Source organism: bacterium, from assembly GCA_035295165.1.
In the GTDB taxonomy this organism is placed as follows: Bacteria; Sysuimicrobiota; Sysuimicrobiia; order Sysuimicrobiales; family Segetimicrobiaceae; genus JAJPIA01.
Map to the genome: position 1 here is coordinate 1 of DATGJN010000051.1, position 19909 is coordinate 19909.

Genomic DNA, 19909 nt, shown 5'->3' on the forward strand with positions numbered 1-19909 from the left:
AGCTTGGCGCGCATGACTTGGTTGATCTGGTCCCGCTTCGTCAGCGCCTCGTCGAGGCTGAGGTCGCCGATCACCGCGCGGAGCCCGGTCGTGGCGATCCCCTGCGCGGCGCCGGCGAAGTTACCCACCTGGATCACGCTGAGCTGCGGATCGAACACCTTCCAGTAGATCAGGAAATCAATGGAGATCGGCGCGTTGTCCTTGGTGATGCACGTCTGCGCGGGGATCTCGAGGAACGCCTCCCGGAGGTCCACCCAGACCGCCTTGTCGACGATCGGGATCAGGTAGACGAGCCCCGGCCCTCTCGGGCCAAAGCTGCGACCGAGGCGGAACACCACCAGGCGCTGGTAATCACGGACAATCTTGACCCCGTTCCACAGCAGCAGCAGGGCGACGACGACCACTGCGATCACGAACCCGTATCCCATGATCATCCCCCCGGTCCCGCATCCCCTTCGCCTCGCCAGGACCGGCCCCCTGCTCCTCGACCTGGCGGTGGTGGTCGTGCATACTGGGTCCCGACGGCAGTTCCCATGTGCTTGCGCGCCTCTTAGAATCACCCGCCACCGTCGTGCGGTCTCGCTGGGCTCCGGGGCATGCCTCTGGCGTAGGCTGGAGAGGCGGAAGCACGCGCCAGAAGAGGTAAGCCTCACGGCCTGCACGGATGAGGCCTCATACCGGCTTCGCTAATCCAATGGAACTAGCCTATACTGACATTGCTTCCCCTTCCTTATGTCCACGACCATGTCCCCGGCTCGGTCGGCTCCTCGGAGGAGAAGGTACCGGATCGGTGCGTTGTGAGATCAGCGCGATTTCCGAGGAGGACGGCCATGGCGATCGACCATGAACGGAACCGCGTATTAGCCTCGTTACGGGATCAGACAGAAGGGGCGAACAGTGCTGTGTTGGGCGAGCGTCTTGGGCTCGTGCGCGAGGTTGTGGAGCGCCATCTTCTCTACTGCGCGGATTACGGGTTGGCAACGTGGAGGCGAGTCCGGAACGGGTTGGGGCAAGCGGCGATCACGGACCGCGGTCGCGACTATCTGGTGCGGCAGGAGCTGTAGACTCGAGCCGCATGGGTGATCGCGCTGGAAGCCGGGATCAACCGACAGATTCCCTACGGGGCGATAGGCACGATAGAACGTGGGAGGTGACAACATGATTCTTATGAGAAGGTCGCTCTTTGACGAGGACGTGCAGGAGATGCGTCGCCAACTTGGTGGACTTCTTGACGCTGTGCCAACGCCGTGGCCCCGTGAGATCGTCGGGCCCGATGTGGAGTGGCAGCCGCCAGTTGAGGTGTTCGAGAATGCGCATGAGGTAGTGATCAAGGCGGCGCTGCCCGACATCGATCCGAAACAGGTAGACATTACCATCACCAACGACGCCGTCACGCTCAAGGGGTCGCGGAAGCCCGAAGAGCAGAAGGACAGCATCTATCATCGGCGAGAGTTGCGCTATGGCGCATTTCTCCGGACCGTGCCGCTTCCCACAGAAGTGAAGGGTGCCGAGGCAAAGGCGTCCTACCACGACGGAATGCTCGAAGTGAGACTGCCAAAGTCGGACCGAGCGAAGAACACCACCGTGAAGGTGACAGTCAAGTAGCAGAGCCCATGCCGGCGCGGGGGCAGGTGTACGTACTGCCCCTCCTCGTCCGGTTGGGGCCTTATTGACATTGTCCCTCCCGGGCCGCCCCGCTGGCCGAGCTTTGAGCGGGCCGCCTTACGACGGGATTGGGTGCAGTACAGTTCGACAGCGGACATCCGCCTCTGCGGGAACGGGTCACAGCGCGGGCCAGGGCGTTCGGCGTGGCAGTCACGAGGAGGGATACGCACCATGGTGGTAACGCACCCGCTCGGAATGGACCTCGACCAGTACCAGTACGGGTTTCACGATCCGGAGCAGTACGCGTTCAAGTCCCGCAAGGGCTTGGACCGCGAGATCGTGGAGATGATCTCGCACATGAAGAGTGAACCCGCCTGGATGCGCGCCCTCCGGCTCCACTCGCTCGGGGTGTGGGAGAAGAAGCCACTTCCGACTTGGGGTGGCAACGTGGGCGAGATCGACTTCAACGATATGTACTACTACCTCAAGCCGATGGAGGGTCAAGGGAAGACCTGGGATGATGTCCCGGCGGACATCAAGAACACCTTCAACCGGCTGGGGATCCCCGAGGCGGAGAAGAAGTACCTGGCCGGCGTGGGGGCGCAGTACGAGAGCGAGGTCGTCTACCACAGTCTGCGCGAGGAGTGGACGAAGCAGGGCGTGGTCTTTCTCGACATGGACTCCGCGCTGCGCGAACATCCGGACATCGTCAAGGAGTACTTCGGGACGGTCATCCCGCCCGAGGACAACAAGTTCTCCGCGCTCAACAGTGCGGTCTGGAGCGGCGGGTCGTTCGTCTACGTTCCCGAGGGCGTCCGCGTCGATATTCCGCTGCAGGCGTATTTCCGGATCAACGCTCAGAACATGGGGCAGTTCGAGCGAACCCTGATCATCGCGGAACGCGGCTCCTACGTCCACTACGTGGAGGGGTGCACGGCCCCGACCTACTCCAGCGACTCGTTGCACAGCGCGGTCGTCGAGATCATCGTCAAGGAGGGCGCGCGGGTTCGGTACACGACGATCCAGAACTGGTCTAAGAATGTCTACAATCTCGTCACGAAGCGGGCCGTCGCCTACCGTGACGCGACGATGGAGTGGGTGGACGGCAACCTCGGGAGCAAGTTGACGATGAAGTACCCGAGCGTCTATATGGTGGAGCCCGGCGCGAAGGCCGAGATCCTCTCAATCGCCTTCGCCGGCGCTGGACAGCACCAAGATCCCGGCGCGAAGGTGATCCACGCCGCGCCGCATACCCAGTCGTCGATCGTCAGCAAGTCAATCAGCAAGTCCGGCGGGCGAGCGGGCTACCGGGGCCTCGTGAAGATTTACCCGGGGGCCGCGGGGAGCAAGTGCGCGGTTCGATGCGATGCGCTCATTTTGGACGACCAGTCGCGGTCGGACACCTATCCGACCATGGAGATCGACGAGGCGGACGTGGAGGTGACCCATGAGGCGACTGTGTCGAAGGTGTCGAACGAGCAGCTATTCTATCTGATGAGCCGCGGGATCAACCAGGACGAGGCGATGAGCTTGATCGTCCGTGGGTTTATCGAGCCGATCTCACGCGAGTTGCCGATGGAGTACAGCGTGGAGTTGAACCGGCTGATCCAGCTTGAAATGGAGGGGTCGGTCGGCTAAACGGGCGCCCGCGGTGAGACGCGAGCGAGGAGTTGTTGATTGAGGAGGTTGTCGCATGCCCGCCAAACTGTTGGTGTACCATGAGGATGCCCGCAAGGCCCTGGAGCGCGGCGTCGAGAAGGTCGCCAGCGCCGTCCGCGTGACGCTCGGCCCCAAGGGCCGCAACGTCGTCCTGGAGAAGAAGTGGGGCTCGCCGACGATCACCAAGGACGGCGTGACCGTCGCCAAGGAGATCGAGCTGGAAGATCCCTACGAGAACATGGGCGCGCAGCTTGTCAAAGAGGTGGCGAGCAAGACCAACGACGCCGCCGGGGACGGGACGACAACAGCCACGGTACTCGCGCACGCGATCGTCAAGGAGGGCCTGAAGAACGTTGCGGCGGGCGCCAACCCCATGATCGTGAAGCACGGGATCGACAAGGCCGTCGAGGCTCTCGTGGACGCGCTCAAGAAGATCAGCGTGCCGCTCGAAGGCAAGGAGCACATCGCCCACGTCGCCGGCATCGCCGGGAACGACCCCGAGATCGGGCGGATCATCGCTGAGGCGATGGACAAGGTCGGCAAGGACGGGGTGATTACGATCGAGGAGTCGAAGGGTGTCGAGACCACGGTCGAGGTCGTCGAGGGCATGCAGTTCGACCGCGGCTATATCTCCCCGTACATGATCACCGACCCCGACAAGATGGAGGCGGTCCTCGAGGACCCGTACATCCTCCTGACCGAGAAGAAGATCAGCGCGGTCAAAGACATCGTCCCGGTCATGGAGAAGGTGATACAGTTCGGTAAGCCGCTCGTGCTCATCGCCGAGGATGTCGAGGGCGAAGCCCTGGCCACCCTGGTCGTGAACAAGCTGCGCGGCATCATGGCGGGCATGGCGATCAAGGCGCCCGGGTACGGAGATCGTCGCAAGGCGATGCTGGGGGACATGGCGGTCCTCACCGGCGGCAAGGTGATCAGCGACGACATCGGCATCAAGCTCGAGAACGTCGAGTTGGAGATGTTGGGCCGGGCGGCCAAGATCCGGGTCGCCAAGGAAGAGACCACCGTTATCGAGGGCCGGGGAAGCAAGAAGGACATCCAGGGGCGGATCGCCCAGATCAAGAAGGAGATCGAGATCACAACCTCCGACTACGACAAGGAGAAACTACAGGAGCGGCTCGCCAAACTCGCCGGCGGAGTGGCCGAGATCAAAGTCGGCGCCGCCACCGAGACCGAGCTCAAGGAGAAGAAGCATCGGTTCGAGGATGCGCTGAGCACGAGCAAGGCTGCCGTGGAGGAGGGGATCGTCCCCGGAGGCGGGGTGGCCTTGCTCAACATCGCGAAGGCCCTGGACAAGGTGGATGCCGACGATGTCGATGAGCAGAGCGGCGTGAACATCGTCCGCAGGGCCATCGAGGAACCGGCGAAGTGGCTGGCCACGAACGCAGGGATGGAGGGCGCGGTCGTCGTGGCGCGGATTAAGTCGGAAAAGCACGGCATCGGCTACGACGTCGCCGAGAACCGCTACACTGACATGCTAAAGGCCGGGATCATCGACGCGACAAAGGTCACGCGGCTCGCGCTGCAGAACGCCGCGAGCGTTGCGAGCCTGCTGCTGACCACCGAGGCGCTCGTCGTGGAGAAGGGCAAGAAGGATGCGGCGGCGGCGACCACAGGCGGCTACAACCCGGGCGACATGGATATGTAGCCATCCGGTGTTCGCCGGGTCACAGGGGGGCCGTAACGCCCCCCTGTTTTTGTGGACGCGTCCCATTGACACGGCGCGCGGCTGGCCCGCTCACCCGCCTGCAGGGTATCTCCGATATCGGAACCACAACGATTGTAGACGCAGCATAGCGAGCCCCACTCCATGCCAGCTCTAAGAGGTTTCCGCGGGGCCTTTCGGGCGAACATCGCTTCCACGATCAGCAGCCCGCTCTCACCAGCCCGTCGCACGACCCTCAGCAGTGTCACCATGCTCGATATTTCTTCCAGCTGCTCGGCGACAAACCACTGGAGGACGTTCTGGGCCGATCCCGGGCCCCGCCACAACGCCCACCCCGCGACCGACCTGCACGCTAGAGACGCGGCGGCGTACGCATGCCGCCCGAACGTGATCCGGAGAGGGTTCCAGGAGACCCGCGCGAATGAGCTACGCTGGGACACGGTAGGGCTGGGGGGAGGCGCTTGAGCACCGAAGAGGAGCGAATTCGGAAAAAGGCCGAAGAACTGGACCAACGGGGAAAGAAGGGCCAAGTTCAGGGGGGTATGCCAAAGAAACCAGAAACTCGAGAGCGGGTCAAGTTTGGAGTTTGGGGCCTTATTTGTGGGGCAGTCATCACAATGATCATCGGCTTTGCGTGGGGCGGTTGGACAACCGGGGGCACTAGCCGACAGAGGAGCGAGGAGGCGGTCTTGGCGACTCGGGCCGCGATCTGTGTCGCCCAATTCATAAAGGACCCGAACTATAAAGAGAACCTTAAACAATTAAAGGCGGTAGACTCCTACGAGAGAAGTACGTTCATTGAAAAAGGTGGCTGGGACAAGATGCCCGGGGAAAAGGAGGCTAACTATGATGTAAGCCGAGCATGCGCCGACGGGCTTGAATATCTTACGAAATAGGCTAGGCTCGTCAACGTGTATTTTGCGTCCGGGGCATAGTGACAACTAGGGCAGTCTCGAAACCGGTTGTTGGGTGAGCATCTGCTCTTTCGGCGCTTTCCGGCGGAACTGAATCGCTGAAACCCTCGACTTTATTGATCTGGAGCGGGAAACGGGACTCGAACCCGCGACCCTCTGCTTGGGAAGCAGGTACTTTAACCCCCTTCTGTAGCTCTCGGAAAGCAACGCCTCAAGAGTGGTAAACATCTGCCTCTCTGGCTTGTCGCATACGCGCCGCGTCCTCTATGGATGTTCAGATGTTTACATAGACTATGACCCGTTGTTGCACCCCAACGCCATGCCACCGCGTCGCTATTGTGGCTTGCGGCCGCGTGGCTCCGTCAAGTCGTGCCTCGCCTTCCACGCATCAAGAGTGAGTTCGCCTCGGTCGACCAGCCGCGCATCGTGCAGCGCCGCACGTGACAGCCTATGGCGTTCTTCCGATGTGAGCTTTTTTCGGTGGACGCGCAGGGCAAAGCGTTTACGCAGCCGCGTGTAACATTCCCCCCAGAGTTGGTGACAGACCAGCGGCCGTCGTCACAGCCTTGACTCGCCGGCATTCATTGCACGTCGTCTGGCGAGGCCGGTCGTTCTGCCGCACAAATGGGCGATGGCAGCGACGGTACACCCAGAGGCGGTTGGTGATGAGGCCGAAAAGGCATGAGAGTCCCAACGCACCGATTTCGGGGTTCTCCCCGAGGGAGAATTCTTGTACGAATGCGGGGTACCCGGCCGGAAGGTCCCATGGCACGGGAGCCCAACACCGCGCACCGCTCGTCGGACCGGTGGTCCTTTGTGCCCGCTGCGACAGAATCATGGAGAGGGTATTCACATGCGGGTTTTTGTTTACCAAAGCTCAAACTTCTGCACGCGACGTACCTCCGCTCTAGCCACATCCCAGATCTTGGTTTCATCTTCGCGGTGCGATCTAGTTGGTTCCAAGCTGCGGCAAGGATGCAGGTTAGGCAAACGGTGGTTGATCAGTCACGTTGTGATAGGCGGCGAGTGCTCGGGCGCGGCGTTCTTTCGGCGGAGCGGCATACACACGATTGCGCTGTCGCCATGTGAGGGCGCGGCAGACAGGACACCATCGGCCGATGACCCCCCGCGGACGAAAGAACAGGGCCCCACATCCGCCGCCGTTCATATTGCGTCGAGTTGTTCCAGCGCCTCCACAAACTTCGAGCGGGGCGTGCTGGTTCCAGGCGTGCAAGAGCTCGCACCAAACCACCGAGGCAAGATCCCGCACGCGCCAGGCGAAAAACAGCGCTGTGTGCGCGGTTCGGTAGTACAAATCGGCACGTTCGCGCGGCGTGCCCACGGCTGGTGCGAAGTGTGCAGCCTCGGTAGGCGAAAATCGCACGATCCCCTCCTCCGGGGATAGTCGGATCGCGTCAACGTCAACGTGACGCCGCATCTCGAGAAAGATCGTGTTGAGTAGCGTTGGGCTCGTAGGACGATCAACCGTGCGTTTGCGCCACGGCCAGCCCACCAGGAGCCGCTCGACACTCGGTTGAAGCCGGGCGGCGGCATCAGGATCCCAAAGCGCCCCAGGTATCTCGCGGGGACGCCCTCCACCCATGACCGCATGGACGCACATGCCGAGCACGCCATGAATCCCTAACACGCCGCGCACCACGCCTTCCGTGCTCCACCACCGGAGAGTCTCTCTTCCTTCCCCGCGGCCGGTGAACTGTACCGCAATCGGCCACCCCGGAAGGTACTGTGGAATATCAAGCGTGACGGATTCACGCAATTTTTCCAGACGGCGAGCTCTCCGCCGCGCTTGAATTGTCCGTCGTCTAGAAGCGTGATGAATAGAACCAATAGAATTTGCCACAACTAATTTGTATCATGTACCAAATCGGACCGCAAGTTGGAGGTGTCACAAGTGCGGAGCAAGCTCGTCACTCCAGCAGAGCTAGCTCGCCGGGTCGGGGTTAGTCCTGCTGCGGTTGTGGTGTGGGCAGATCGCAACCTGTTCCCGGTCGTCAGGACGGAATCCGGGCGGCGGCTGATCGTCGATGGCCCCGCGCTCGCTAGGTTCCTGATGTCCCGGCAGGTTCGAAGCGCTGCGGTGCGCCCTGGGTCAATCCACGCGGAGCCGCGTCACAAATGAAGGTCGCGGAGCCGCCGCAAGACGGCTACACGCGGCCGCTGCACGCAACCACGCCCGCCGGTCCAATCAGCGCGAACGCGGCGCAGAAACAGAAGAGGATGCGCGGGAACGTGATCACGCACACGCTGTGCGATCCTTTGACCGGCGAGGTTCGTTGGCACCACGTACGGCAGTATTTCACCGACGGCACAAAAAAGGTGTGGTGGAAGTCGGTGGCCCCAGATGGGAAGTGGCGGCTGGGTCTCCACGGCCTGCGGCCGGCGCAATTGCCGTTGTGGAATGCGCATCGGCTCCATACGTTCCCGCCCGACGTGCCGGTCACACTCGTCGAAGGTGAGATGGCTGGCGAGGCGCTCCACGAACTGGATATCCCGGTTGTCGCAACTGTCACTGGTGCGCCCGACGCCCCGGACCGTGATGTACTCGCCGTGCTCGCCGGGAGGCACGTCATCCTGTGGTGGGACGCCGACTCGGTGGGCGCGGCCCTCATGCGGAGCGTTGCTCGCGTGCTTGCCGACGGAATCGCCTCGTCGGTGCGCTGGATTCATTGGCAGGACGCGGAGCCGACGGAAGATGCCGCCGACCACGTGCGGCTACACGGTGCGGCGGCGACGCGCGATCTCCTTGCCCGGGCGCAGGCCGGAATGCCGCCGGTCCCCGCGAGCGTGAAGGGCGAGGGACCGCGCTACGGTCATCGCTCGAACGCGCGCAGCGACGGTCACGACGGTGCGGCCTCTGCCTCTTCTAAACGCAAACGTTCGCAGGGTGAACTATTGGCCGGGGTGGTTCGGGAGGCGCAAGCGCATGGAGCGGAGCTCTTCCACGAGCCCGATCGGCGCGCGTATGTGACGCTGGCGACCGGCGGGCATCGTGAAACTTGGCCAGTGCGGTCGCTTGGGTTCCGTTCCTGGCTGTCGCACAAGTTCTACACGAGCCAGGGGAAAGCGCCAAGCGCGCAGGCGGTCGAAGATTTTCTCCGCGTGCTGGAAGGGCAGGCGCTCTTCGACGGCCCCGAACATCCCGTGTTCACGCGCATCGGTAAACGCGGGGCGAATCTCTACCTCGACCTGGGCGACCCCGAATGGCGTGCTATCGAGATCACTCCGACCGGATGGTGGATCGTCCCCCATCCGGTGAGGTTCCGGCGGGCGTCGGGGATGGCGGCGCTCCCCATCCCGGCTCCGGGAGGGAAGCTCGATGCCCTCCGACCATTCGTGAACACCCCCACCGATGCGGACTGGGTCTTACTCGCCTCCTGGCTCGTAGCCGCCCTCAGCGCACGGGGACCGTACCCCGTCCTGGTCCTCCATGGGGAGCAGGGATCGGCGAAGAGCACGACGGCCCGCGTGCTGCGCGCATTGGTGGATCCTAGCACGGTCCCGCTTCGGTCTGAACCGAAGGAGGCGCGCGATCTGATGATCGCGGCGAAACATGGGTGGATGCTTGCTTACGACAACCTCTCGCACCTCGTCCCCTGGCTCTCCGACGCGATCTGCCGCCTTTCGACGGGTGGCGGCTTCGGCACGCGGCAGCTCTACACTGACGAGGACGAAATCCTGTTTGATGCCATGCGCCCGGTCATCATCGACGGCATTGAAGAACTGGCTACTCGGGGTGATCTCCTTGATCGCTCGATCATCCTGCGGCTCCCGCCGATTCCGGACAACCGGCGACGGCCCGAAGCGGATTTCTGGCAAGATTTCGAGGCGGCGCGTCCGAGTATACTGGGCGGCCTGCTAGATGCCGTCGTAGGCGCGCTTGCTCGACACAACCAGGTTCAGCTCGCCACGCTCCCTCGGATGGCGGACTTCGCCCGGTGGGCCGTGGCGGCGGAACCCGAGTTGGGGTGGTCAGCGGGGACCTTCCTCCGGGCATACACCGACAATCGGGTGGCCGCGAACGAACTGGTGCTGGAATCGTCCCACATCGTTCCGCACCTCCAGCAGCTTCTCGATCAACAGGTGAGCGGTGAGTGGACGGGTCGAGCGACGGACCTTCTGAGCGAGCTCAACAAGCGCGTGCCGGAGGATGTGGCCAGGCTCAAGGGGTGGCCAAAGTCGCCACGTGCCCTCCGGGGTGCTCTGGATCGAGTCGCCCCCAACTTGCGGGTGACCGGGATTGAGATCACCTTCAGCCGGGGGAAAGATCGAATCGTCACGGCCCGAAAAACGGGGGGAACAACCGACGGCACCGTCGCTACCGACGGCGCCCCCAATGAAATCAGCCCTTCTAGCACCGACGGTACCGACGACGGTCGGGTGCGGGAAGAGGCGACCGACGCCACAACCGACGTCGCGGAACCCCTAGCACTATTCGCGGGTGCCGACGGTACCGTCGGTGCCGACGGTCCACTCCCACGTTCATCTTGTTCTGGAAACGGCGAGGCTGGGCAGGCTGACGGCTATGACGCGGCACGGAGCCATGATGGTCACGACCCGGCGGACGTGGACCACGTCCCCGATGCCGCCTCGACCACGGGCTCCCGGTTCCGGTTCTACTGTCAGTCATGCAACAAGCTGACGATCGAGGCTACGGCCAACGCTTCCCCATGCTCGAGCTGTGGCGGTGAGCGCAGGATCCTCGCAGCGGCGGTGCGCACGTGATTCGCGCCCGAGCGTCGGATAAGTCGGTGCACGCCTGTACATCGCTGCGCGCGGACGATCTCCGGTCGGTGATCAAACGGTTGAACCCCCGCCTCGGGCTTGCCGGCTACGCTGCGAGCGAACCTCTGCCTGCCATTGCATACCTCAAGGCGCTGGCCGACAAGTGCGGATTCCCGCATCTCGAAGTGTCACCAGGTGTGACCGTGCCACCCGGGGAGAAAAGCTGGTGTGGGTTCGCCAGAGCGCTCCAACGCGCACTCACTCGCACGGCCCCGAACCCTGACCAACTCCGGGGGACAGCGTTAGTCAACCTGATTGGGGCGCTGGACGCGCTAGCGACCCTTACTGAAGTGCTGGGGCCGGTCCGTGCGCTCCCGACAATACTCGCGCCGTTGGCGACACTATCGCCCGCGTCCGAGCGGATGGTGTGGGTGGACCCACTCGAGGGCCGGCCGCCGCTTCCAAATTGGTACACGGCCGAAATGTTTCTGTACGACATCAGGAAGTGATACGCGGCTGGCCGAAGCAAGCTCTGGGACGGCGGCGTGTGAGGGTGCTACGCTTAGGCGCGCGGCGCTGTGCTGTTCTGTACTCTCGGGCGTTGCTGTCCGATGACCCTTTTTGTCTGCGCTACTAACGTATTTTGGCTTCTGGGGCGCGGGAGCCCAAACACCGCGCCCCAGGCTTGAGCAACCCCGCGAATTACCTTTTGTGCGCACGCTGGGATGGCAAGACAAAAATGAAGCGCGAACGAGCATCGAATGTTAAGAAAGCCGTCGCCTTCCATTGACGTGCCGATTCCTGAAGACCAAGCCCGTTGCCAAACTTTGTTCCTTCTGGACTCATGATGGTCTCTTCTGTCATTGCTCGGCTGGCGCGGGTCCGTTTGCCGGAACTGTTCTTGTAGCAGCTCCTCCATCGGCGACAGACGACCGCAGACTCATCGCCCGGCGCATCTTATCGGAGAGCAGCGGATACACCTGCACTGCCCGGGAGGCGTGCCGCCTCGAGCACTCGAGCGAACTCATCAGACGCACCGTCTCCCCGGACACCGATCCACGACGCCGTCACGGCCCCCGCCCGGGGGACAAGTCAATCCTTCCGAACCGGACTCGCGCAAGTGTGTTGGCCTCCTGCTCGGTCCTCGAGGAATCACCGCACCGGGGACACGACCAGCGGCCGAGGTGGGTGAGCCGCACTCGTTTTTCGCTCCGTTCGTCCTCGGACAGCGTGGCGTTCGCCGCCATCCACTCCACCAGATCCCAACCACGGCCGCAGCGAGGGCAGGCCCACGTGTCGTCTTCCAACCGGTCACCTCCACGGTCATCGTATACCGTGGTGACGAGATCGGACCCCGCGTCTCCCCGGGAGACAGTCATCGGACCCGCAACGGCCGCAACATGAAGTTGCGTTCCCCTCCCCTCCCGCTCCCCACCCCAAAGCGCAGAGAGCAGGGATCGGTCGGGCGCCCTCTCCCAGTCGCCCTCCCTCCAAAACCTCCCGTGGAACGGAAACGGAACGATCGGTTCGTATTCCCGGGTTCCTGATGGGCAATGCTCGGGAGACAACCCCAAAAGAGTGGTGCTCGGTTTTGCGCACATGAACGGTCATCCAGCGACATGCCAGCGTCTCCGTGGATCTGTCCCATCCGGTCGGCAGACCGGGTCCGCCCCGAGAGGAAGGTACAGTGTCCGCTGAGCGTCGCCGCTGCCGTTGCCGATGGTGCGGAAGAAACGGGGCCTCCGCCCCATGATTCGGAGGATGTTCGTCCACGGGCGCTGCCGTTGCCGTTTGTTGGCCCGCCGTTGACGAGTCCGTGAGATGCGAGCGATCGGAATCGCGATGGTGTTTGGGAGCAGCCGCACGAGCAGTTTCGTGGGCCCCGGGTGTCGGATGCGGAACGGACTCTGGCCAACCGCAGCCTCGTACGCATCCCGGTGGTCCTGGGGCGTTTTGCAGATCATCAACGCTGTGCAGTTGCCGTACCGGTGCGCGCCAGAGATCCGGAGGTGCTTTCGGACGGTGGAGCGCCCGATGAGCGCCATCTGCGCGATGGAGGCCGTCGAGGTCGGACGGTCTCGCCGGTTGGCCGTCACCGCCGCGGCGAGCAGTTTCGCGCGCACCTGCATCGTCGGCCCAGCGATCCAGTCGAACGGGATTGCCACCCCTACCCCGGCGTGCGGGACCGCGAGCGCCAGGGCAACGCGAGCCGGCGAGTACAACCACAGTGCCCCGGGAGACGGCGACCAGCACACCCACGCTCCGGCACGGACGATGCGCCGGATCTTGTGGCGGTTCCAACCCAGCACGGCCCCGGCCACCGCGAGACCTCCGCGGGTAATCCGCTCGACGTGCCCAATGTGCGCTTTGAGGGCCGTCCAGAGTACGTACGGCTGGTCGACCCGTTGACGCCGGGCGGCAACGTACAGGTCGGAGAAAGCGACCGCGGTGTCGGGGCTTGCCGGTCTCCGTTCGATTGTCCAGCGTCGCTCCGGCACCGAAAACACCGACCTGTCTTGGACGAGGGGACGGCCGGACGATCGGCGTACCCCGTCGTGCCCCACCGCGGCACCCAGTTGATCAGCCTGGATGAACGACCGCCGTTCTCTGGATTGGTCGTACTCCCATCCTATCTGATCCGCACGGAAAAACAATGCAACAACCGTTAGAATTTCAGGCGGACGGACCATGGTCGCCAGGGCGTGCCCTCGGTTGTAGCCCAGCCGCGGTACGCGCCTCCCCATGCGTCCTCAAGGTCGGTGCTGGTCAAGCGCGCGTACCATGGATGATGATCACGTGACTGTGGTGGAGCAGTCGCCCTTTGGCATCACGGTGCATGCTTGTGCCGTTGTTCGGTCGGCGCGAGTCTCCCCGGGAGACACGCGGTCTGATGGACACGCGGTATCATCGTCCGTGCTTGAGCAAGTCCATCGGTGACGCTCGCTCAAATTTTCGGCGGATGTCCACCCGGGTCAGCCGAGCATACCGCGTCGCCATCATTAATGTTCGGTGGTTCAACAGCGATCTGACGAGCTCCAGATCTCCGGTTGCGACCAGCACCGTGGTCCCCGCGTGGTGCCGCAAACGGTGCGGCGTGATCGTCCTGGCCAACCCTGCCCGTCGGCTCAAGCGGGCCAGGAGGCACGTTGCGTACGACAGGGTGAGCTGATCTCCCCCCTTCGACACGAACAGCGAGTCCTCGGCGTGCGCTCCGGCCCGGACGTTGAGCCACCGCCGAAGCGCCGACGTGGTCTCCCCGCCGAAATGCCCCGTCTTGTCCTCTTGGTTCTTTCCCAACCGGACGAACACCATCCGGTGCTGGAAGTCCACGTCCTCGATCCGGAGACGAATCGCCTCCGCCCGCCGCAGGCCGCTGTCCCCGAGCAGCATGACGAGTGCCCGGTTCCGGGTTCCGTACCAACCCGTCCCGCAGGCCGCGAGCAACTTGGCGACCTGCTCGGCTGGAGGGGCTTTGGGCAGGGTTTCTGGCAGGATCGTGCGGATCGTGGCCATCGGGTCTTTCGGGATCAGTTCGCTGGCGACCGCCCACCGGAAGAACACGTGGACCCCAGCGGCATAGTGGTGAACGGACGTCCCGTTCATACGCTCCCGGAGATTGGCAAGGTACCGCTGGCAGTCGAGAAGCGAGATCTCCCGTAGCAGGCGATCCAGCCCGACGAACCGGGCGAACAACCCGAGGTCATCGCGGTAGTTGCGGACCGTCGCGGCGGTACAACCTCGGATCTGGCGGCTCAGGATGAACGCGTCGATCGCGGCCTGAAGATCGAGGTTCTCTGGGAGCATGTCGGCCCCGGCGCGCCCGAACGCGCCTGTCGTGGTGGCCGAGGATGAATCGGGAAGAGTGGGCGCCTCAGCAAAGCGGTCCTGCGGGGTGATCACCTGATTTTTTGCCCGCTCCGGTACCTCCTCTCGCGTGGAAACCCTTGGTAGGACTGGCTGGTCGGGCCGGGCGGATTTGAACCGCCGACCACCTGAACCCCATTCAGGTGCGCTACCAAGCTGCGCTACGGCCCGACGGCGGTACGGCTCATTATAGCAAAGACCACCCGTACCCGCTAGGAACATGCTCGAAGACGGCGCGCCCACGGCGCCTACATTGCTGCAGTGGCCCTGAGAAGCGCAAGCAGCGCCTCGGGGTTCCCGCGGAAATCCTCCCGGGCCCGACGACCGGCGGCAAGTGCCACGAGCACCTCCGTCAGGAGTGTGTTGACCGGCGTCGGGATCCCGAGGGCCGCACCCTCGCGCGCCACGGCGCCATTCAATACCTCCACTTCGCTACGCTCTCGCCCGCGGTCCAGATCCTCCCACAGCGACGGCATTTTCGCACCGCGGCCGCCGCCGAGCTTCGGCCCCACGATGCGACGGGCGACCCAGGCGGGCATGCCCATGACCCGGACAAGGGCTGGCACAGGATAGCCCGGGAGCGCGGCCGGTTGCAGACCCAACCGTTGCATGACGCGCACCGCCTCTCGGAAGGCGTCGCGCTCGAGCGCAAACAGGCGTGGGCTTCGGGCGATCTCCGACGGCGTAACGTCCAGGATCGCGGACGCGGCATTCCCCAGGAGATTGAGGAGCAGCTTGCTCCACTTCATCGCCCGGTACTCCGGGAACGTCTGCACCTGGAACCCCGCCTGCTGGAGCGCCCCCGCGAAATCGGCCGGCGCCGCTCCATCGCCCACGGGTGCCAGGGCGACACCGCCGTCTGCGGTGTTTTGCCGCACGACACCGGGTCGCAACAGGCTCACGCTGAGCGTGACCGCGCCGGACACGGTGCGGGCGGCCCCGACCGCCGCGGCGATCGCCTCCTCGTTCCCCAAACCGTTCTGCAGAGTCACCACGCGCGCGCCACGCTGCAGGAGCGGCGCCAAGACGGTTAGCGCGTCAGCGGTCTGATACGCCTTGACAGTGAGTACGATAATGTCGGGCAGTTCGCGCAGGTCGTCCAACGAGGTGATCGAATCCAGACGCTTGCACCGCATCACGCCCTCGGGCGTCTCCAAGTGAAGACCCCACGTGCGGACCGCGGCGACGTGCGCTCGGCGCGCCAGCAGCGTGACCTGCGCCGTGCCGCTGCGGGACAGACGACCCCCGATCAGTGAGCCGACCGCGCCGGCACCGTAGCAGAGAACGTGCATGCTATGACTTGGGGGTTCCTCGGTCGCTGATTCGCAACTCCGTGCCCGCCACGAGCCGCTGGATGTTGCTCCGGTGACGGTAGATCGCGAACGCGGCGGCGATGACTCCGAACGCGATGTAGGCCTCCGGCCCGCGGAGACGCCACAGCACGAAGGGGACCGACAGCGCGCCCAGGAGAGACCCCAGGGACGAGTAGCGTGTGATCGCGACGACGACAATCCACACAGCCGCGGCGGCGAGCGCGGCGACCGGCGAAAGACCGACGAGCACACCGAATGACGTCGCGATGCCCTTGCCGCCGCGAAACCCGAGGAACACCGACCAGTTGTGGCCAACGATCGCGGCGAGTCCGCACGCGATCGCGGTCCACGGTCCGGTGCCGAAGCGGACCGCGAGCAGCACCGGCACGAGCCCCTTGAGCACATCCACCGCCAGCACCGCGATCGCGATCGGTGTTCCTGCCACCCGGAACACGTTCACGGTACCGATGTTGCCGCTCCCGTAGTTCCGAATGTCCTCGCCCTTGAGCACACGCACCAGCACCAGCCCGGTCGGAACCGAGCCGATCAGGTAGCTGAGCGCGATAACGCCGAGCGCCTCGCCATTCATTCGGGTAGTTCGAGGCTTCGCGTGGACGGCGTGGCTCTCCTGCCCCTCAGCGACCATCGCACCGGCGTGCCGCGCAGGTTAAAGGCCGCACGCAGACGCCGCTCCAGGTACCGCCGGTACTCTTCGGTCCAGCGGCTCGGATCGTTCACAAACAGCACCACGTGCGGTGGGTGGGTCTCCGGCTGTGTCGCGTAGTAGATATGCAGGCGCCGGCCCGCCGGGTCCGAGGCCGGGGGCGTCGCCGCGACGGCCTGCCCGATCAGTTTGTTGAGCGGTCCCGTCGCGATGCGGGTTCCGCGCGCGTCCGCGGCGGCAAACACCGCCCGCATCAGCGCATCGACACCCTCGCCGCGCGTCGCCGACGTGGGGCACACGGCCACCCCGCCGAGAAAACGCAGCCGCTGTTGGGCGACGCGATCGACGTCCGCAGGCGTGTACCCCTCCAACAGATCCCACTTGTTCACCGAGACCACCACGGCACGTCCCGCATCGTAGGCGTCTCGCGCGATGCGCTGATCCTGCTCGGTGATCCCCACCGCAGCGTCCACGACGAGGACGACGACGTCCGCCCGCACGAGGGCGTCATAGGACCGGCGCGTGCTGTAGAATTCGATCGGCTCTGTCACGCGGCTGCGGCGCCTGAGGCCCGCGGTGTCGATCAACACAACCGGCCGCCCGTCGTAGGTCAGCGCGGTGTCAACCGCGTCGCGGGTCGTGCCGGGCTCGGCCATCACGATCACGCGCTCTTCGCCGAGCAGTGCGTTGACGAGCGACGACTTGCCCACGTTGGGACGACCCAACAGCGCGACGCGCACGGGGCCCCCTTCCTCGGGCGCGCGCTCGGCGGCCTCCCCGCGAGGTCGGAGGACGGATGTCTCAGGCGCCTCGGTGTTGGGGCCGGCCGGAAAACGCGCAACGATCGCGTCCAGTAGATCTCCGATGCCGAGTCCATGGGTCGCGGACACGGGCATGGGGTCGCCTAGCCCAAGCGCGTGGAATTCGTAGGCGCCAACATCGGCCGACCGAACGTCGACCTTGTTGGCCACCACCAGCACCGGGCGGCCGCTCTCCCGCAGCAACTGCGCGATCTGTTCGTCTTCGGAGGTCAAGCCGGCCGACGCATCCACGAGGAACAACACAAGATCGGCTTCGACGATCGCACGGTCGGTCTGCCGGCGAACTGCGGCCCCAAGGTGCTTGGCAGCGCCGGACACCAGCCCTCCCGTGTCCACGAGGGTGAACCGATGCCCCGCCCACTCACACGGCGCCGACACACGGTCCCGCGTCACCCCAGGCGTCCCCTCGACGATCGCCAAGCGACGGGTCAGCAACCGATTGAACAGCGCCGACTTTCCCGCGTTGGGCCGGCCCACGATCGCGACGGTCGGACCGGCGGTCGCGGCCATCAACGGACCCCGAGCGGCGGCCGGATGTCGCGCCTTCGCGGGGTCAATGCGCCTCCGACGACCCGGTGCCCCCCAGCGAGTCGAGCCGGTGCATCACGTCCCGGATGATCCACTCGGGCGTGCTGGCGCCAGAGACGACGCCGACCGCGTCGATCCCGGCGAACCACTCCGTCTTGATCTCCACGGCGGTCTCAACATGATACGTCGGCAGCCCGCGGGCGCGGCCGATCTCCGCCAGCCTGGTGGTGTTGGAACTGCCGCGGCCGCCGACGACAAGGAGTGCGTCGACTTCATCGACGATCGCGTCGGTTTCTTCCTGCCGTACCGTGATCGCGGGACACAGCGTATTGAGCACCTTGAGTTCCTTTACGCGAAGCGCAAGATCGCCGACGATCAGCCGGAGATTCTCCATCGACTGCGTCGTCTGGGTCACCACGCCGACTTTTTGGGTGACTTTGACCTGGGCGGCCTCCTCACGTGTGTGCACGATTGTGACGCGGTCGCCCAACATCTCCTTCAGTGTCACCATTTCGGGGTGGCCGTGGTCACCGAGGCAGATGATTTGATACCCCTCCCCGGCGAGCTTCTCGGCTAGGGAGTGGGCACGGATGACGACCGGGCAGGTCGCGTCCACGATCTTCATCCCTCTCGCCCGTGCTTCGTCGAGCACAGCGTGTTCCACTCCGTACGCAGAGACCACAAACGTGTCCCCAGCCAGGTCTTCGGTCCGATCAACGACGCGCACGCCGGCCTCCTGGAGCCGTTGGACGACCTGCGGGTTATGAATCAGCGGCCCGAGCGTGCTAACGGGTGCGTCGGCCGCGGTGGCGGTTTGTTGGGCGATGTCCACTGCCCGACGGACACCTCCGCAGAATCCCATATGTTTCGCCATCACGATTCTCATCCGCACAACCCCTCGATGCGGCCCTCTCGCAGCCGCGGGTGGTCGGGTCCTCCCTCATAATAGGGGTGGGCGGGTCCGTTGTCGAGGCGCGGGAGACTCGCCGACCTTCCGAACCGGGCCAACACTCGCAAACAGGCTTCGATCCAATCCCACCTACCCGAAAATCGGCCAGGGGCGCCCACCCGTCGGGACCGCAACCTGTCTCTTTTAGATGTCCTCAAGCGGTTCAAATCTGGGTATCTACTGAGCGCTGGCGACTATCCATCGGACGAGTCTCCAGAACGATCGATTCGAGGAGGGCAGAACGAAGTATAGCTTATAGCCACATAACTACATCCTGGCCGATAAAGGCAAACCTGGGGCAACCCAGGGACGCAAAGCCACCGGACCTCGAACAGGGGTCAGCGGGGCTACCGAAGCCGGAGGCGTTGACAAACGTCCCGGCTTCTCTGTTTGTCACGCCTCCATCACTAGAAAGGGGACGTGACGCACTATGGTCAGGATGGCTGTGGTCTTCGCAGTGAGTTGCGCACTCTTGGGATTCGGGCTAGCGAGCAACGCTGCCGCGGAACCCGTTTCCAGCGGGGCAACCCCCGGCAACTTCGGGGTTCCGGACGGGAACCAATCTGGATCCGCCATCGACAACAGTGGTGGGCACGAATCGGCAATCGGTTCCCCGGACGGGTGGAACACTCAGCGCGGCGAGAATACCCCCAGCATATCAGGCGGGAACAACGGGAACGCCAATGGTGCCGAGAACGCCTCGGGCGCAAGTAGCTCGAGCGGTGGCACCCAGAGCACCGGTACTGGCGGCAACTCAGGCAGCATCAACCAGGGCGGCAACACCGGCGGTAAGTCGGGGAACGACAACCAAAGCGGGAACAGTGGTGGCAAGTCCGGCAGCGGTGGTCAGGGTAACAGCGGTGGCGGCAACTCCGGCGACAAGTCCGGTAGCGGTGGTCAGGGTAGCAGCGGTGGCGGTAACAGCGGTAGCGGTAACCAGGGCGGCAATGGCGGCGGCAACTCAGGCGGCAAGTCCGGTAGCGGCAACTCGGGTGGCAAGTCCGGTAGCGGTAACCAGGGCGGCAACTCCGGTGGCAAGTCCGGTAGCGGTAACCAGGGCGGCAACTCGGGTGGCAAGTCCGGTAGCGGCAACTCGGGCGGCAAGTCCGGTAGCGGCAACTCAGGCGGCAAGTCCGGTAGCGGCAACTCAGGCGGCAAGTCCGGT

At 64.3% G+C, this 19909-nt stretch carries 15 protein-coding genes, 1 tRNA gene and 1 riboswitch; of the genes, 8 read left to right on the forward strand and 8 right to left on the reverse strand.

Annotation, left to right across the window (positions count from 1 at the left end; all coding sequences use genetic code 11):
- The coding region (locus tag VKZ50_07850; GenBank protein HLJ59630.1) for a paraslipin at positions 1-428 on the reverse strand (428 nt) is incomplete at its 3' end.
- Between the two features lie 402 nt (positions 429-830).
- Between VKZ50_07850 and VKZ50_07855 the strand changes: the two genes are divergently transcribed.
- From VKZ50_07855 to VKZ50_07885, 7 genes are all read left to right on the forward strand, one after another.
- The gene (locus VKZ50_07855) at positions 831-1064 is read left to right on the forward strand and encodes a hypothetical protein (protein ID HLJ59631.1); all 234 of its coding nucleotides are present in this window, start codon (positions 831-833) and stop codon (positions 1062-1064) included.
- A gap of 94 nt (positions 1065-1158) precedes the next feature.
- The gene (locus VKZ50_07860) at positions 1159-1605 is read left to right on the forward strand and encodes an Hsp20/alpha crystallin family protein (protein HLJ59632.1); all 447 of its coding nucleotides are present in this window, start codon (positions 1159-1161) and stop codon (positions 1603-1605) included.
- 231 nt (positions 1606-1836) lie between these two features.
- Positions 1837-3243 carry a Fe-S cluster assembly protein SufB gene (gene sufB / locus VKZ50_07865; GenBank protein HLJ59633.1) on the forward strand — a complete coding sequence of 469 codons (1407 nt, stop codon included), beginning with the start codon at positions 1837-1839 and terminating at the stop codon, positions 3241-3243.
- A 55-nt stretch (positions 3244-3298) separates the two neighbouring features.
- Positions 3299-4930, forward strand: coding sequence for a chaperonin GroEL (groL, locus tag VKZ50_07870; protein ID HLJ59634.1), 1632 nt, complete (start codon positions 3299-3301; stop codon positions 4928-4930).
- Between the two features lie 479 nt (positions 4931-5409).
- On the forward strand, positions 5410-5844 hold the full coding sequence (locus VKZ50_07875; protein HLJ59635.1) for a hypothetical protein: 435 nt from the start codon (positions 5410-5412) through the stop codon (positions 5842-5844).
- A 2154-nt stretch (positions 5845-7998) separates the two neighbouring features.
- Positions 7999-10605, forward strand: coding sequence for a hypothetical protein (locus VKZ50_07880; GenBank protein HLJ59636.1), 2607 nt, complete (start codon positions 7999-8001; stop codon positions 10603-10605).
- Positions 10602-11114 carry a hypothetical protein gene (locus tag VKZ50_07885; GenBank protein ID HLJ59637.1) on the forward strand — a complete coding sequence of 171 codons (513 nt, stop codon included), beginning with the start codon at positions 10602-10604 and terminating at the stop codon, positions 11112-11114. The genes VKZ50_07880 and VKZ50_07885 overlap by 4 nt, the downstream gene beginning before the upstream one ends.
- A gap of 1098 nt (positions 11115-12212) precedes the next feature.
- Here VKZ50_07885 and VKZ50_07890 read toward each other — a convergent pair.
- The 7 genes from VKZ50_07890 to ispH form a co-directional block, all read right to left on the reverse strand.
- Positions 12213-13103 (reverse strand): hypothetical protein, encoded by an 891-nt coding sequence (locus tag VKZ50_07890; protein ID HLJ59638.1) that lies wholly within the window; start codon positions 13101-13103, stop codon positions 12213-12215.
- 406 nt (positions 13104-13509) lie between these two features.
- Positions 13510-14409: a tyrosine-type recombinase/integrase gene (locus tag VKZ50_07895; GenBank protein ID HLJ59639.1), complete on the reverse strand. Its 900-nt coding sequence runs from the start codon at positions 14407-14409 to the stop codon at positions 13510-13512.
- 154 nt (positions 14410-14563) lie between these two features.
- Positions 14564-14640, reverse strand: a tRNA-Pro gene (locus tag VKZ50_07900).
- A 77-nt stretch (positions 14641-14717) separates the two neighbouring features.
- Entirely contained in the window at positions 14718-15761 is a 1044-nt protein-coding gene (locus VKZ50_07905; GenBank protein ID HLJ59640.1) for a 2-dehydropantoate 2-reductase, read from the reverse strand.
- Position 15762: 1 nt separating this feature from the next.
- The gene (plsY, locus tag VKZ50_07910) at positions 15763-16371 is read right to left on the reverse strand and encodes a glycerol-3-phosphate 1-O-acyltransferase PlsY (protein HLJ59641.1); all 609 of its coding nucleotides are present in this window, start codon (positions 16369-16371) and stop codon (positions 15763-15765) included.
- Complete coding sequence (gene der, locus VKZ50_07915; protein HLJ59642.1) at positions 16368-17777, reverse strand: ribosome biogenesis GTPase Der; 1410 nt, start codon at positions 17775-17777, stop codon at positions 16368-16370. Before der ends, plsY begins: the two co-directional genes overlap by 4 nt.
- A gap of 43 nt (positions 17778-17820) precedes the next feature.
- Positions 17821-18669 carry a 4-hydroxy-3-methylbut-2-enyl diphosphate reductase gene (ispH, locus tag VKZ50_07920; GenBank protein ID HLJ59643.1) on the reverse strand — a complete coding sequence of 283 codons (849 nt, stop codon included), beginning with the start codon at positions 18667-18669 and terminating at the stop codon, positions 17821-17823.
- Between the two features lie 351 nt (positions 18670-19020).
- Positions 19021-19099: riboswitch (cyclic di-GMP riboswitch) on the forward strand.
- A 75-nt stretch (positions 19100-19174) separates the two neighbouring features.
- Here ispH and VKZ50_07925 point away from each other — a divergent pair.
- Positions 19175-19909, forward strand: a 735-nt coding sequence (locus VKZ50_07925; protein HLJ59644.1) for a hypothetical protein, incomplete at its 3' end; no start/stop codon positions are given.